General features: G+C 62.1%; 12 protein-coding genes and 2 pseudogenes. 3 read left to right on the top strand and 11 right to left on the bottom strand.

The genetic code is table 11. The features are described 5' to 3' along the window. Positions 1–167: 167 nt before the first annotated feature. The 3 genes and pseudogenes from SB772_RS28805 to SB772_RS28815 form a co-directional block, all read right to left on the bottom strand. The gene (locus SB772_RS28805; protein ID WP_410836564.1) at positions 168–1,175 is read right to left on the bottom strand and encodes a nucleoside hydrolase; all 1,008 of its coding nucleotides are present in this window, start codon (positions 1,173–1,175) and stop codon (positions 168–170) included. A gap of 7 nt (positions 1,176–1,182) precedes the next feature. Then, on the bottom strand, positions 1,183–1,572 hold the full coding sequence (locus SB772_RS28810; protein WP_410836565.1) for a cytidine deaminase: 390 nt from the start codon (positions 1,570–1,572) through the stop codon (positions 1,183–1,185). A 15-nt stretch (positions 1,573–1,587) separates the two neighbouring features. Beyond that, positions 1,588–2,688, bottom strand: a pseudogene (locus SB772_RS28815) (NupC/NupG family nucleoside CNT transporter); the annotation flags it as partial. 314 nt (positions 2,689–3,002) lie between these two features. Between SB772_RS28815 and SB772_RS28820 the strand changes: the two are divergent. The 3 genes and pseudogenes from SB772_RS28820 (at position 3,003) to SB772_RS28830 (ending at position 4,498) form a co-directional block, all read left to right on the top strand. Then, positions 3,003–3,425 (top strand): DUF3592 domain-containing protein, encoded by a 423-nt coding sequence (locus SB772_RS28820; protein ID WP_410836566.1) that lies wholly within the window; start codon positions 3,003–3,005, stop codon positions 3,423–3,425. Positions 3,426–3,431: 6 nt separating this feature from the next. Then, on the top strand, positions 3,432–3,983 hold the full coding sequence (locus tag SB772_RS28825; protein ID WP_410836567.1) for a hypothetical protein: 552 nt from the start codon (positions 3,432–3,434) through the stop codon (positions 3,981–3,983). Positions 3,984–4,008: 25 nt separating this feature from the next. Continuing rightward, a pseudogene (locus SB772_RS28830) lies at positions 4,009–4,498 on the top strand (Hcp family type VI secretion system effector). A 448-nt stretch (positions 4,499–4,946) separates the two neighbouring features. Here the strand turns inward: SB772_RS28830 and SB772_RS28835 are convergent. The 8 genes from SB772_RS28835 to SB772_RS28870 form a co-directional block, all read right to left on the bottom strand. Next, entirely contained in the window at positions 4,947–6,131 is a 1,185-nt protein-coding gene (locus tag SB772_RS28835) for a thiolase family protein (protein WP_410836568.1), read from the bottom strand. Between the two features lie 46 nt (positions 6,132–6,177). Further along, positions 6,178–7,617, bottom strand: coding sequence for an efflux transporter outer membrane subunit (locus SB772_RS28840; RefSeq protein WP_410836569.1), 1,440 nt, complete (start codon positions 7,615–7,617; stop codon positions 6,178–6,180). Between the two features lie 10 nt (positions 7,618–7,627). Then, complete coding sequence (locus tag SB772_RS28845; RefSeq protein WP_410836570.1) at positions 7,628–9,199, bottom strand: DHA2 family efflux MFS transporter permease subunit; 1,572 nt, start codon at positions 9,197–9,199, stop codon at positions 7,628–7,630. A gap of 8 nt (positions 9,200–9,207) precedes the next feature. Beyond that, positions 9,208–10,296, bottom strand: a complete 1,089-nt coding sequence (locus tag SB772_RS28850) for an HlyD family secretion protein (RefSeq protein ID WP_410836571.1) — start codon at positions 10,294–10,296, stop codon at positions 9,208–9,210. Positions 10,297–10,378: 82 nt separating this feature from the next. Further along, positions 10,379–10,801 carry a MarR family winged helix-turn-helix transcriptional regulator gene (locus tag SB772_RS28855; protein WP_410836572.1) on the bottom strand — a complete coding sequence of 141 codons (423 nt, stop codon included), beginning with the start codon at positions 10,799–10,801 and terminating at the stop codon, positions 10,379–10,381. Between the two features lie 84 nt (positions 10,802–10,885). Further along, entirely contained in the window at positions 10,886–11,308 is a 423-nt protein-coding gene (locus tag SB772_RS28860) for a MarR family winged helix-turn-helix transcriptional regulator (RefSeq protein ID WP_410836573.1), read from the bottom strand. 118 nt (positions 11,309–11,426) lie between these two features. Next, complete coding sequence (locus SB772_RS28865) at positions 11,427–12,317, bottom strand: transglutaminase family protein (protein WP_410836574.1); 891 nt, start codon at positions 12,315–12,317, stop codon at positions 11,427–11,429. Next, positions 12,314–14,947 (bottom strand): circularly permuted type 2 ATP-grasp protein, encoded by a 2,634-nt coding sequence (locus tag SB772_RS28870; protein WP_410836575.1) that lies wholly within the window; start codon positions 14,945–14,947, stop codon positions 12,314–12,316. The genes SB772_RS28865 and SB772_RS28870 overlap by 4 nt, the downstream gene beginning before the upstream one ends. Positions 14,948–14,973: the final 26 nt, after the last annotated feature.

The raw sequence follows: 14,973 nt of genomic DNA on the forward strand, positions 1-14,973 counted from the left end.
GTCACACGTCCTGCGCCGATAGGCGCGCCTCGCGCGCCGCGTACGCAATACGTGTGCAGAATGTAGCAAAGTTTGCCGATCCGCACCGGCGCGCATGCATGACCGGCGCGCGGCCATGCATCGAGCCCTACTTCGGATCAATTCCGGCGCCCGTGCGATGTCTCGCCTTACGCAAAGAACGATCCAGGCGCCGGCTGTGCAGAACTCGCATTGGGCGTGCCGCAGACAGTGTCTTCGTAAAGCGCAAGCATTCCGGGCACGTCCACGGCCACACAGACCTTGCACGCGGGCCGGCTGTCCCAGGCGGGCGCGGCCACCGGCATCGTCGACGGCTTCTGGATGGTTTGGCCCACCGCGATGCCGTCCGTCAGCACGCGCACGGGACCGCTGCGTGTCGTATAAAGATGCGGCGCAAGCACATAGGCGACGGCCGACGAATCGTGCACGTAACTACCCGCGAGTTGCGCGCTTTGCTCGTGAAAGGCCTCGTAGTGCCGCGACACATCCCACACGAAACGCCCCGCCTCGCCACCGCGATCGCGGATCGACGCGAGATAGTCGTGGCTCATGATGGTCCGCTGCGTGACGTCGAGCCCGACGATCGCAACCGGCCATGGCGCACCGAACACGATGTCGGCGGCGTCGGGGTCGCCGAGAATATTCGCCTCCGCTGCGGGCGTCACGTTGCCGAGTACACCGTCCGTGCCGAACGCGCCGCCCATGATGACCACCTGCTTGACGAGCGGCGCGATTTGCGGATCGTCGCCGAGCGCCAGAGCGAGGTTCGTCAGCGGGCCGACCGCAATCAGCGTGACTTCGCCGGGATGCGCGCGCACCGTGTCGATGATGAAACGGTGCGCGGGGCGCGCATCGACAGCGGCCAGCTCAGGCGTGTCGAGCGCGATGTTGCCGAGCCCGTTGTCGCCGTGAATCCAGGCCAGCGGCTCGGGCGCCGCTCGCTTGAGCGGCGCCGCGGCGCCCTGCGCGACCGGCACGTGCGGCGCAAAACGCGCGGTCAGAAACCGCGCATTGCGCGTCGTGGTCTCGATCGTGGCGTTGCCGAATACGCTCGTGAGACCTAGCAGTTCGATGTCCGGATGCAGCGCCTGAAACACCAGCGCCATCGCGTCGTCCACACCGGGATCGGTGTCGTAGATAACCTTGTGCTTGCTCATAGCTCGCTCATAGATAGAACGCGTCCGGCAGTTGTTCGCGCGCAGTGGTGTCGCGCATCGCGCCGTGCAGATTGCCGAGCCGGATCGGCAATTCGGGGCCGCCCAGTTCGATGATCACCTGGCGGCACGCGCCGCAAGGTGCGATGGGTCCATCCGTATCGCCGATTACCGCGAGCGCGGCGAACTGGTCGCGCTGATAGCCCGCGGCGATGGCGCTGAAAAACGCCGTGCGTTCCGCGCAATTGCACAGTCCGTACGATGCATTCTCGACGTTGCAGCCGTCGAATACGCGGCCGTCTTTGGTCAGGAGCGCCGCGCCGACCCTGAATTTCGAATACGGCGCGTAGGCCTTTTCTCGCGCGACACCCGCGCGTTCCAGCAATTGTTCCATGTTCATGCAGCGGTCCCCGATTCAATTGAGCGTCACGAACATGCCCGCAATCGTGGCGCTCATCAGATTCGAGAGCGTCGCGGCGAGCACCACACGCAGGCCGTAGCGCGCGACTTCCGAACGGCGCTCCGGCGCGACGGCGCTAAAGCCGCCCGTCAGCACCGCGATCGACGCGAAGTTCGCAAAGCCGCACAACGCAAACAACAGAATTGCAATGGTACGCGGATCGAGCGCCTGGAGGCCGGCTGCGCTCACGCTCGCGGCGTCTTTCAGATACGGCGACAGCGACGCATAGGCGACGAACTCATTGAGAATGATCTTCTGGCCGAGAAAATTGCCCGCCAGTGCGGCCTCGTTCCATGGCACGCCGATCAGATAGGCGAGCGGCGCGAACACGGTGCCGAGAACCGATTGCGTCGACAGGTGCGGGTGGCCGAACCAGCCGCCGACCCCGCTCACGATGCCGTTCAGCAAGGCGATCAGCCCCACGAATGCGATCAGCATCGCGCCGACCATCACCGCGATTTTCAGACCGACCGTCGCGCCGGAACTCGCCGCTTCGATGACATTGGCGGGACGCTTCTCGTCGAAGTTGAGGTTCTCGAGTTGCACGCGGCTCGGTTCGGTCGACGGGTGGATGATCTTGGCGAACAGCAATCCGCCCGGCACGGCCATGAACGACGCGGCAAGCAGATAGTCGACGCGCACGCCGAGGCCGGCATAGCCCGCGAGCACCGAACCGGCAATGGCCGCCATGCCGCTCGACATCACGGCGAACAATTCGGCGCCGGTCATGTCGCGCGTGAACGGCTTGACCACCGCGGGCATTTCGCTTTGGCCAAGAAAGATCGTGGTGACCGCCGAGAACGATTCGAGCTTCGACACGCCGAGCAACTTCTGGAACAGCGTGCCGAGCACGATCACGATCCAGCGCATCACGCCGATGTAGTACAGCACGGAGATCAGCGCAGTCACGAAGATGATGGCCGGCAACACGCGCACGGCAAACACGAATCCGCCGTCGCCGAACACCTGGAACATTTTCGATTGCACCAGGCCGCCGAACAGGAATTCGATGCCCGCATTGCCGTATCCGAGCACGTGATTGACGCCCGACGAAGAGGGCGGCGGATACGTGCTACAGTCCGCGCGCCGCCCGACAAAGCCTGTAGGGCGGCGACGAAGACGACGCCCGCGCTGGGGGCCGGAAATACCGGCGCATCCATAGCGCGAACCGACAGCCGGAAAGACGACATGAAAACCGACCTCGCAAGGGTCGGTTTTTTCGTTGATCCACGCGGGCCGACAGACCAGTCTTTTGCCCCCCAAAAAAAGCGGCGAATATCCCAAAAACATAGGCGTCCACCAATCTGGTAGGTTTACGCCATCGCAATCAACAACCTGCGAAATCAAAACAGGAAGATTTTTTCGTACTTATGCCGGTCTCTGACGAAGTGCTTTGGCAACGCTGCAAAATGGTTATTTCTGCGATTATCGGGATTGGTTTCCTTGTATGCGCAATCATTTCGGTTTCATCCACGATAGATTTTCTACGATCCTCCATCGTCGTCCAGGGGCATGTAGTCGGACTTAATTTTGGTGGACATCATGCGCAAATCGAGTTTGTTACTCAAAAAGGTGAGCACATTTCTACGCCGAAATCGGCGTTCACCGCCGTTGGTGCTGGTGATCAAGTGCCCGTGCGCTATAGGCCTGATGCGCCGTTACAAACGGCGAGGCTTGATGTTTTTAGCTCCATTTGGGGTGATGCGGTAGTTTTATCTTTGACGGGGCTGGCCTTAATGGTTGGCTCATTGTTGAAATTTTCCTCTGCAAAAAAATTTTCAATGAGAAGGTAAGGACGAATGCTATCAATAAGGGAGAGTAAATGGAATTACAACACAAGCGCAACTGCGGGTCTTGGCGTCGAATTATTATCCATGTCAGGCGGAAGAATCGTCATTGACGACCCCGAAAAACAGGCGCAGGGCTTTTCGTATTCTGGGTTTCGATTTGGGCTTGTAAATATTCCAATTCCAAAAATTCATCTCCCGCCACTACCCGCATTAAACAGGGAGATATCTGGAACCGGATCGGTTGAGGATTTTTATAGTAATGGTTATCTATATATGACGGATTCATTTCATGGGAAAGAGCTAACTAAATCAGATATCCAGAGTGGCACAGTCTATCTTGATGCTGGCACTGGGTTTCTGGCCGGCTATGGGCTTTCGGTTATGCTGCTAGGTATTAATGCGGCTTTGCTAATGCCGTGGCTTGTCAATCCTGGACTTTTCTCGAATCTCGCATCAAATGCCATTAAGAGCGCTCCAGCGCTCCTGTTTATGCATGGTGAATCGGAGGGATTGATTGCGAGCATTGGTGGCGTCAGTGCGATGATCGGATACCTTCACTAGCAAATTAAAAGGCTGCGCAATTTTTATGGCACAGGATATTTTCCTCAAGATAAATGGCATCGACGGTGAATCTCAAGACGCCACGCATTTGAATGAAATTGATGTAATGTCGTGGACATGGCAGGTTTCCCAAAATTCAACCATGATGTCCGGCTCCGGCGGCGGTGCGGGTAAGGCGACAGTATCAGACCTTGCATTTGTTCATGCATTTGACCGGGCCAGTCCGAACTTGGCCAAATATTGTTTTAGCGGCAAGCATATTGATAATGTAGTACTGACGATGCGCAAGGCTGGTGGCATACCTCACGAATTCTCACGAATTCTCACGAATCACAATGTATGACGTTGTGATTACGCACGTTTCCCCGCACGCTAACGGCGTGCTCTGTCAAGAAAATGTACGACTATCCTTTGCGTCCATGAAGAATGAATACATTCTTCAGAATACTCTTGGCGGTAGCGCTGGAGTCGTAACGGCGATGATGTACATCAAAGAAAACAGCACTGTCAAATAGGCTGTTGGCTGGTGGCGAGAGCCAGACGCGTTCATTTGGCTCAAGGCGCCGTGACCGAAGCGAAAAACGGCCCGCAACATTGTGTGGGCCGTTTTCGCATTTGGCCGTCAGGGTGCGCAAATGTGCATTGCCCATGCTTCCATGAGTGACCGCCGCTGTTCCAGTAAATCGGTACGGTGATAGGCCGCTTCGACCTTGTTGGCGACGGTATGCGCGAGCGCACGGCCTGAGTGCCTTAGCCTGTTTGTCTGTCAGTGCCAATTTTCAGCCCATCATTCGGCCCATCGGCGGATGCCGGATAGCGCCGGAATATTTCAGACTGACGCGGACTGAATTTGCGCGTAAGACATTGATATTAAATGACATGAGAGGATGCCGCGGGATTGGGGTGGATTGATATTTGGCGGACTCCGCGCAAGACGAGGCGACGCGACGCGCGCCGCCAGATTCAGATCAGTTCTAACGCCAGCGCAATCCCCTGCCCCCCGCCGATACACAACGTGACGATGCCGCGTTTCAGGCCGTCGCGACGCATCGAATGCAGCAGCCGGGTCGTCAGTACCGCACCGGTCGCGCCGATCGGATGACCGTGCGCGATCGCGCCGCCTTGTACGTTGACCAGTTCCTCGGCGATACCGAGTTTGCGCACCACAGCAATCGGCACGGCGGCGAAGGCTTCGTTGATCTCGAAGCGCTCGACATCCTGCAACTGCCAGCCGGCGCGCGCCAGCGCCATCTGCACCGCCGGCACGGGACCGAGGCCGAACATGCCCGGCTCGACTGCCGCCACGCCATATGCCACCAGCCGCGCGAACGGTTCGATGCCGCGCGCTTCGGCGAAGCCGCGCTCGGCGACCAGCATCGCCGCCGCACCGCTATTCACCCCCGGTGCATTGCCCGCGGTGATCGTGCCATCGGGACGAAATGCGGGACGCAGTTTGGCCAGCGTTTCGACGGTCGTGTCCGGGCGCGGTTGTTCGTCGCTTGTAAAACGCTGAGGGCCTTTGCGTCCCTGCGTTTCCACCGCGACCAGTTCGGCATCGAAATCGCCGCGCGCCTGCGCCGCGGCAAAGCGCTGTTGCGAGCGCGCGGCCCAGCGATCCTGTGCTTCGCGCGTGAGGTCGAATTGCGTGACGAGGTCTTCGGTATGCCAGCCGGAATGTTCGCCGGAAAACGCGTCGTTCAGACCGTCGCGCAGCAGGCTGTCATGGATTTGCGCATTGCCCATCCGGTAGCCCCAGCGGCTGCCGTCGAGCAGATACGGCGCGCGATCCATGTTCTCCATGCCGCCGGCCACGGCCGCTTCGCCGAAGCCTAGCCAGATTTCCTGTGCAGCCGATGCGATCGCCTGCGCGCCCGAGCCGCACACGCGGTTGACCGTCAGTGCCGGCACGGCCACCGGCACGCCGCCGCCGATCGACGCCTGGCGCGCCGGATTCATTTTATTGCCGGCCTGAATCACGTTGCCCAGCACGACCGACGCCAATGCAGCCGCATCGAGACCGCTGCGATGCAGCGTCTCGCGCACCGCGATCGCGCCGAGTTCGGTTGCAGGCACATCCTTCAGCGATCCGCCGAACGCGCCGATCGGCGTTCTCACCGGATTGCAGATCACCACTTCTCGCGTACTCATCGTTTCTCTCCAGTTGGACTACGACAGCATTTGCCACATCCGCGCATCAGTTCGCCGATGCGGCCGTGACCGTGTCAGGCACATCCCAGCCGCCACCCAGCGACCGGTACAACGCGACCGCCGCAAGTGCATGCTCGCGTTTGGCCTGATTCAGCGATTCCGCGTCGCGCAGATACGCTTCCTGCGCGTCCAGCACATCGAGGAAACTCGACGCACCGCCCTTGTACAGTTCGCTCGACAGCCGCAGCGCATGATCCGATGCATCGAGCGCGCCGCCCAGGCGTTCCACCTGCACCGCCCCATTCACCAGATCGCTGCGGTTGTCTTCGATCTCCTTGAGCGCTTGCAGCATGGTTTGCTGCAAGCCGAGTTGCGATTCGCGCATCCGGCTCTCACTCGCGTCGATGTTCGCGGTGATGCGGCCGGCGTTGAAGATCGGGCTCGTCGCGCTCAATGCGGCGCTGAACAGGTTGTCGGTGAGCGTCGGCAAGCCCAGATACGACGACGCCAGCAAGCCGTCTGCGAGATTGAGCTTGAACTGCGGATAGCGCTGCGCTTTCGACACGCCCACTTCCGCCGCACGCTGTTCGACCGTCGCATACGCATTGCGGACGTCGGGACGCTGAAGCAGCGCTACGGACGGCAGCGTCTGCGGCACGCTTTGCGCGGGCACCGGAATCTCGCGTGCGTTGTGTGCATCAGCCAGCAGCAAGCCGTCGACGCTTTCGGGCGTGCGCCCCGAATACACCGCGATCAAACTCAGCTGATGCTGCACGATCGACTGCATGCGCGGAATCTGCGCCTGCAAATCCTGCAACTGGTTCTGCGCGCGGGCGACGTCGAGTTGCGTCGACAACCCGTAATGCAGACGCTCCTGCGTGAGTTTCAACGCGCGGGCGCGGATCTGCTCGTTGTCGCTGAGAATCTGCAATTGCGACTGAGCCCAGCGCAGATCGATATAAGCCGCCGCGGTGTTCGCCGCGAGCGCGAGACGCAGTTGATTCAATGCCGCCTGACGTCCCGACACTTGCGCCTGCGCCGCGAGCACCGCGAGACGTTCGCCGCCGAATGCGTCGGGCGTCCAGCTCGCAGTCAAGCCGACGCCCGCCTGACGCACATAACCGAGCGGCGGCGGCGTGTTCTGACGCGAGTCGGACACATTCGCGCCGGCGTTCAGTTCCGGCAGCAGTGCGGCGCGATTTTGCGTCACCAGATCTTGTGCCTGCTTGACGCGCTCCGCCGCGGCCTGCACGTCGAGGTTGCCGGTCAGCACCGATTCGACCAGTTGATGCATGACTGGGTCGCCGAATTGCGTCCACCATGTGTCGGCGTTCACGCTGTCTTGCGGCGCGTCGACATTCCACGCAGCCGGCGCGATGGTCTTGACGGTCTGCGGCAAATCGGCGTGAGTAGCCGGCTGCACCGCGCACGCCGCGAGCATCAGCAGCGCCGCGCTCGCCAGTACTTTGATAACGATCGGTTTCATGCTGAACTCCTCAATGGGCATCGGGCGGCGGAGCGGTATTGCCGAACGGGCGCGAGAACAGCACGCTCAGCAAACCGACCACGAAACAGAGTGACAAGGCGAAAAACGTGTCGGAGAACGTGAGTACGAGTGCTTCGCGCATCAGCAGCGCGTGCAGTTCACCGAGCCCGGCGTTGGCCGCGTTCAGCATGTTGCCGCCCACTGCCGCGAAATGCGCGCTTTGCTGCTGCAGGATCGATTCGACCACCGGACGTCCTGTGTTCAGGTGTTCATCGAGCCGCTCGTAGTGCAGGTTCAAGCGGTCGTTGAGCATCGTGCTGCTCACCGCAATGCCGATGGCGCCGCCGAGGTTGCGCATCAGGTTGAAGAGGCCGCTTGCGGAACGAAGCCTCGACATCGGCAACGAGCCGAGCGCCATCGTGACGATGGGCGGAATGCAGAACTGCTGGCCGATGCCGCGCAACGCCTGCGGGATCAGCAACTCCTGCCAGCCCCATTGATTAGTCAGCGGCACATACAGATAACAGCCGATGCCGAACAGCACCAGGCCGAACACCAGCAGCACCCGCATGTCGACAAAACGCGCGACCACCGAATACACAACCATCGCGACCAATTGAAAACACCCGACCGACAGCAACGCCACGCCGATCTGCAGCGAATCAAAGCCCCGCACACGCGATAAAAACACCGGCGTCAGGAACACCGCGCAGAAAATCCCGATCCCGGTGATGAACGACAGCAGGCTGCCAATACCGAAGTTGCGGATCGCCAGTGCTCGCAAATCGACGATCGGCTCTTTCGCGGTGAACGCGTGCACGACGAACAGGAATCCGCAGATCGCCGCCACCCACGTGCACGTCAGGATCACGTCGTCGCCGAACCAGTTCTTGCGTGGCCCTTCCTCCAGCACGTATTCGAGGCATCCGAGAAAACCGGACATCAGAAGGATGCCCAGGTAATCGCCCTTTTTCAGCAGCGACAGATCGACGTTGTCGAAGTGCACGTACTTCGGCACCATCAGCGTGACGGCCAGACCCGGCACCAGGTTCAGATAGAACAGCCAGTGCCACGACCATTGCGACGTAATCCAGCCGCCGATCACCGGACCGACCGTCGGTGCGAGCGTGGCGAGCGCGCTGATGGTGGTGGACGCAATCAGGCGCTGCTTGCCGGGGAACAGCACGAATGCCGTCGTGAACACGGTCGGAATCATCGCGGCACCGAGCGCGCCCTGCAAACCACGGAACAGGATCATCGAATTGATGTCCCACGCGAGACCGCACAACATGCTGGTGACCGTGAATCCGAGGGCGGAAAACGCGAACACCCAGCGGGTCGAGAACACGCGGGTAAGCCAGCCGGACATCGGGATCACGAGAATCTCCGCGATCAGATACGAGGTCTGCACCCACGAGAGCTCGTCCTGACTCGCGGACAAGCCGCCGCCGATATCCTTGAGTGAAGACGCCACGATCTGGATATCGAGCGTCGCCATGAAAAAACCGACGCACATCAGCACGAACGCGAAAACTTTGGTTCGCGTCGGCAGGTCGGCAGGGTTGGCGAGAACTTGGGTCATGATCGTCCTTAACCGTGAGCAGCGTCGACATGGACCTTCACCGTCGCCGACAAGCCGGGACGCAGCACGCCTTGCATGTCCTTCGGTACCTCGAGACGCACCCGCACCGGCACGCGCTGCACGATCTTCGTGAAGTTGCCGGTGGCGTTTTCCGCCGGCAGCACGCTGAAGGTCGCGCCGGTCGCGGGCGCGAGACTCTCGACCACACCGTGGATCCGTTTGCTCGATGCATCGAGATCGACGTCGACACCGTCGCCGACACGCATCTTCTTCAACTGGTCTTCCTTGAAGTTGGCGTCGATCCACAATCCGTTCGACGGCACCACGGTGAGCAGCGAAACACCGGTATTCGCCAGCAGGCCGACGCGCGCGGTGCGATTGCCGACATAGCCGTCGATCGGCGAGCGGATCGTCGTGTACTCGACGTTCAATGCCGCGACCCGCTGCGCCGCTTGCGCGGTTGCGATGCGCGCCTCGGCGTCGCCGATCTGCGCGTCGAGCACGGCGATCTGGCGTTGCGCCGCGCTCAGCGCCGCGCTGCTGCGGTCGACCGCGGCGTGCGCCTTGCTCAGATCGGCCTCGGCGCGTTCGACGACCTGGTTCGATACCGCATCGTCCTTCACCAGTTCGCGATAGCGCGTCTGATCGGCCGCGCTGCGCGTCAACTCGGCGCTCGAGGCGCGGACCTCGGCGGCCTGCTCGTTGATGGTCGCGAGCTGCAAGGATTTCTTCGCCTGCAATTCGGTGACCGCGGCCTGCGCGCTCTGCACTTCGGCGGTGGCCTGCGCGAGGCGGGCGTCGTAATCGCGCGCGTCGAGCCGGATCAGCACCTGGTTCGCATGCACGAGCTGGTTGTCGCGCACCAGCACGTCGGTCACGAAACCGTTCACCTTCGGCGCCATCACAGTGACGTCGCCGCCGACATACGCATCGTCGGTCGTTTCCACAAAGCGGCCGGCGATAAACCAGTACGAGGCGGCGATCGCCAGCACGACAAGAACCGAGATAATCGCGAGCAGCATCCACGGAATCCGCCGTGCGGCTTTGGCGGCGTTCGTTGCGCTGGGCGGTGCAAGAGTCGAAGGTGTAGTGGACATGGTTAAATGTGCGTATGCACTGGTTGGACTGAAAAAAAAGCGCGTTTTCACTGCGCCGGCCTTGCTCCGCTGGCAGCGGGCTTCAGATGGAATCTCGCGTCATCGCGAACAGTTCGCCGCGCAATGCCGCCGCGCGTTGTTCGCCGAAACGGTGCTCGAATTCGGCTTGTGCCGCGTGCCAATGCTCACGCCCTGCCTTGAGCCGCTCGTCACCGGCAGCGGTCAGTGCGATCGACAAAACCCGCGGGTCCGCGCCGAGCGCCTCGCTCGACACCAGCCCGTCGCGACGCAGTGGCTGGATCGTGCGGACCAGCGTGGTGCGCTGCATGCGCATGGCTTCGGCCAGTTGCTTCATCGTCATCGGGCCCACGCGCCTTAAGCGCCCCATTAGAGAAAACTGCGTGATGGTGAGGCCGACATGCGCCAGATGGCGGTCGTAAAGCTGCGATACGTAGCGCGCGGCCTGGCGGATCGCAAAGCAGTCGTCGTCGAGTAGTCCTTCCATCGCTGCGCCTCCTTTCCTGTAAGTGCGTATGCACACAATCAGACGTACTGAAGCCCGCCGGAACGGGCTTGTGCTGTGCGCCTGCTAGTCTGTGATGCCGAACAACTCGGCGCGCAGCGCTTTCGCGCGCGCGTGACCGAACTTTTCTTCGAACTCGTCCTGCGCGGCCCGCCAGGCGATGGCGGCCTGGTCGAAGGTCGTTTCGCCCTTTGCCGTGAGACTGAACAGATACGTGCGGCCATCATGCTCAGACGATTCCGCGCTCACCAGGCCGTCGCGCTGCAAGGGTTTCATCGCGCGAACCAGCGTGGTGCGTTCCATCACCATCGCGTCGGCGAGGTCCGCCATCGGCGTATTGGGCGTGCGCGCCAGCTTGGCGAGGATCGTGAACTGCGCGGCGGTCAGGCCGACCTGGCCGAGATGGCGTTCGTAAATCTGCGTGACGTGCCGCGCCGCCTGGCGCAGCGCGAAACAGTTGCATTCGTCGTAAGAGAGAGGGCGGTTCATGCTGCGCAGTCTATATGTGCATACGCACACTGTCAAGTTTTTGTGGATTCGGGCGTATTGGTGACGAAGTGTTGAAAGGTCGCCGGTCGGCGGATCGGAACACGCGCCTGCTGGAGGATCAAAGCGCCAACACCGTGACCCCCACCTCCACCCGATGTGCCCCACCCCCGAGAATCGTCCCGCGCAGCAACGACACATCGCTGTAATCGCGCCCGATCGCGAGCGTCACGTGATCCATATCGGCGAGCACGTCATTGGTCGGATCGAGATCGATCCAGCCGCTGCCCGGGCAATACACCGACACCCACGCATGCGACGCATCCGCGCCGATCAGACGCGGATGCCCCGGCGGCGGATCGTTACGCAGATAACCGCTCACATAACGCGCCGGCAAACCCAGCGAGCGCAAGCAGCCGATCATCACTTGCGCGAAGTCCTGGCACACGCCGCTCTTCAACTCGAACGCGCGTTCGGCGGGCGTATCGAACATCGTCGCGGACGGTTTGTACTCGAAGTCTTCGTGAATCCGGTGCATCAGATCGATCGCGCCCGCCGCGATCGGCGTGCCCGGTGGAAAGCTGGGCAATGCATAGTCGCGCAGCGACGGCCGCGGCACGATATTCGGCGACGCGAAACAGAATTCGGCCTCGCGCCGGAACTGGCCGCCGACGCGAAAACGCAGCGCGTGGGCCACCTCCTCCCATTCGGGCGTCGCGTCGTGGTCGAGATCGGTCCAGCGCGGCGTGAGCGCCACCGTCGTTTCGCTGATCATTTGCAGGCGCTCGTGCGGTGCGTCCAACGCGAAGTACAGCACGTCGTTGCCGAATGCATCGATACGGCTATGCAGATACGACGGTTCCGGCTCGATACGCTCGCTATGCGATACCACGCGTTGCCACGAGCACACGATCGGCCGGATCGTCGCGAGATGCTGCGCGGTCTCGACGTACGTCGAGTAGTGATAGGTGGTGCGATGCGATACGGACAACACGGTTTGCGGACTCTTCATGACCATACCTGCGATGCAACCGTACTCGCGTGACTGAAATAGCGCGCGCTGATCTCGTGCGCCGCCGCGCCGACGAAGCCGCCAATCTGATCGCATACCGCAATCAGCTCGACGTAGGCGCCGTCTTCATCGGTCGCGCACAGGCGTTCGAGCGTCGGCAACGACGCAGCGGGCGGCATCAACTCCGCGAACGGACGATGCCGCATGCTGCCCGCCGCCGCGGCAATCTCGTCGAGCTTATTGCGCAGCCGCTCATAGACGCCATACAGGCCGCGCGGATTGGTCGGCTCGATGACCAGCAGATCGAGCAAGGCAGGTACTTCGAAGCGGCCCGGATAGAGCGAGCGATACGTCAGCGTGCTGTCGAACAGTTGCAGCAGCAGATCGAAGCCGGCGGGCGTCGCAAGCTGGCCCTTGTCGGCGACCACGCGCAAAATCGAGGTCATCGCCGACACACGTTCGATATGCCGCCCCACGAACAACAGACGCCAGGCTTCGTCGCGCGTCATGCGGTCGCCTTGCGCGCCGCTGATCGCCGACAACTGCACCGACAGGTGTTCAAGCGCGTCCATCAGCGTCACGCGGTCATAACGATCGATGCGTTCGATGCGCTCACCGCGGCCGTTGCCTTGCGATGCCCCGCCGTTCGAGCCGACAGCCGGCATCAGCGTTTGCAACGCATCGCGGAAATCGTTACGCGCCGCGAGAATCGTGCGCCAATGATCGTTCGACAAACGCCCACGCACTTCACCGTTCGAACGCGCCTGGCTGGTGAGGTTCTGGCCGATGCTCGCCGCGCCGGTGGTCTCGCTCAGATTCGCGACCAGCGCGCGCTCGAACGCTTGCGGCGAATGCGGCGAAAACATGTCGCCGGCCTGCACGAGACCGCAGTGCACGGCGAGCTCGACGAGCGTGGGAAACATCGCGTCGGCATCGTTGCCTTCGAGCGAGTCGAGAATCAGCCGCAACAGCCGCACGTTGTTTTCCGAGCGTTCGCCGTAGCGTCCGGCCCAGTAGAGATTTTCCGCCGCGCGGCTCGACACGGTCCGATGCTTGCGCGCGAGGTCGGCGGGTTGCATCGGCGAAGGCAGCAGCGTGAAGGTCGAAGTCGGCTGGCTCGACAGCACCCACGTATCGACGCTGCTGCCGCCGAACTGCATCGAGACGGTCGACTGGCGTTCAGCGGCCATCCGCGTGAAGCCGCCTGGCATCACATGCCAGCCGCCGTTGAAATCCGCAATCGCATAGACGCGCAGCACCGAGGGGCGGCGGCCAAGCGTGCCGTCTTCGTAACGCGGCGTGCACGAATAACGCAGCGGCTGCTGGATCGTGAAGGTGTCGGGCATGGCTTCGATGCGTTCGCGCCATGATGCGAGCCGCTGCCTGCCCTGCTGGATGCCGGGTGGCGCGTCACGCGGCGCGACCGGCCACGTCGGCACGATGAACGCTTCGTCCAGACGCCTGAAGGCGTGCGCGCGCGCCGCCTCTTCGCCGCACCACCAGGTCGGCACGCTCGGCAACATGAGATCTTCGTCGAGCAGGACTTCGGCGATGCCCGGCAGAAAACCGTGCAATGCCGGCGACTCGACGAAACCCGAACCCGGCACGTTCGAAACGATCACGTTGCCCGCGCGCATCACCTGCAACAGACCGGGCACGCCGATGGTCGAGTCGGCGCGCAGTTCGACCGGATCGCAGAATGCATCGTCCAGACGGCGCAGCACGACGTGCACGCGCTCGAGACCGGCAAGCGTCTTCAGATACAGCATGTCGTCGCGCACCGTCAGGTCTTTGCCTTCGACCAGCGTGACGCCCAGATAACGCGCGAGAAACACGTGCTCGAAGTAGGTTTCGCTAAACGGTCCGGGTGTGAGCAACGCGATGTGCGGCGAGTGGTCTGCTGCGGCCGCGTCGTGGCGCATGGTTGCCTGCGCCGCTTGCACGAGCGTCGCGATCAGCTGCGAATAGGTCGGCGCGAGCCGGCTCACGCGCATCGTGCGAAACGGATCGGCAAACAGGCTCGACACGATCAGCCGGTTTTCCAACGCGTAGCCGAGGCCGGACGGCGCCTCGGTGCGGTGCGCCATCACGGTCCAATCGCCGCTCGGCGGGCGCGCCAGATCGAGCGCGACCACTTGCAGATACTGGCCGCCCGGCGGCGTGAAGCCCCTCACCGAGCGCAGATAACCCGGATGCCCGTACACCAGCGCGGGCGGTAACTGCCCGCGCTGAAGCAGGGTCTGCGGGCCGTAGATATCGGCGACGATCGCATTGAGCAGATGCGCGCGCTGCGTCACGCCCCGCTCGATATGCGCCCACTCGGCCTCGCTGATCAGGAACGGCAGCAGGTCGAGCGCCCATGGCCGCGGCTCGCCGTTGTCCGCGTAGACGTTGTAGCTGATGTCGTTATCGCGGATCTGCTGCGCAACCGACTCGCAGTTGTGCTCCAGCCGCGCAATGCCGTCTTCGCCGAGCCGCTCGAAGAATTGCCGCCATGGTTCGCGCAGTGCGCCCGACGCGTCGCGCAACTCGTCCCAATGTCCTTCGTAGGCCGGCAACAGCCGCAGCAGGGAAGAAGCGTCCGCGCGAGCCGCGGACGTTTCGAAGGGAAAAGTCGATTGAAAGGCCAAGGTCGTGTCGTTTTAAAGATGTGCTG

The sequence above is a fragment of the Paraburkholderia sp. SIMBA_030 genome, assembly GCF_046535245.1.
In the GTDB taxonomy this organism is placed as follows: domain Bacteria; phylum Pseudomonadota; class Gammaproteobacteria; order Burkholderiales; family Burkholderiaceae; genus Paraburkholderia.